This is a genomic window from Pseudarthrobacter sp. AG30 (genome assembly GCF_003116525.1).
GTDB lineage: Bacteria > Actinomycetota > Actinomycetes > Actinomycetales > Micrococcaceae > Arthrobacter.
The window spans coordinates 1-551 of sequence record NZ_QEHL01000056.1 but is presented as its reverse complement, the minus strand read 5'-3'; the positions used below and the strand labels follow the sequence as shown (position 1 = coordinate 551).

The following is a 551-nucleotide window of genomic DNA, read 5'->3' as shown; positions in this document are numbered from 1 at the left end:
GACGGCAATGATTTCCTTCTGCGGTTGCACCCGGGTCTTGGCAAGGAACGCCGGAACGTCGGCATTGAATCCGGCGGAAGAATCCGCCGCCCTAATGCAGTTGGGGCCGGCGCTCGTGGATCCGATGCAGCTGAATCACTTCACGCCCGTCACCGAACATCCTGTCATCGGGAAGGGACGTTGGTTTGATGACTGGCTAGCCCACCCGGACCTCGATGAATATTGGAAGGAGCAGGACTGGTCGGATGCCATCGGCAGAGTAACTGTCCCAGTGCTGAGCACGACCGGCTGGTACGACCTGAAAGTTCATGAACAAGTCGCTGACTTCGTGCGGGTTCGTACCAAAGCTGGATCGTCCCAGGCCCGGGAAGAATCCCGTCTGGTCATCGGCCCCTGGGACCACATAAACCTGACCGGGCAATACCCAGACCGTTACTTCGGGCCACTCGCCCCCGCCGATCTCAGCGAATCGCACGTCAGTTTTTATGATCAGACGGTTCGTGGTCTGAGGCCGGATACGCCTGCTCCGCGGGTTCGTATTTTCGTCATGG

General features: G+C 59.0%; 1 protein-coding gene. It reads left to right on the top strand.

What is annotated here, in order from left to right; translation table 11 throughout:
• The coding region (locus DC347_RS21290; RefSeq protein WP_123059245.1) for a CocE/NonD family hydrolase at positions 1 to 551 on the top strand (551 nt) is incomplete at both ends.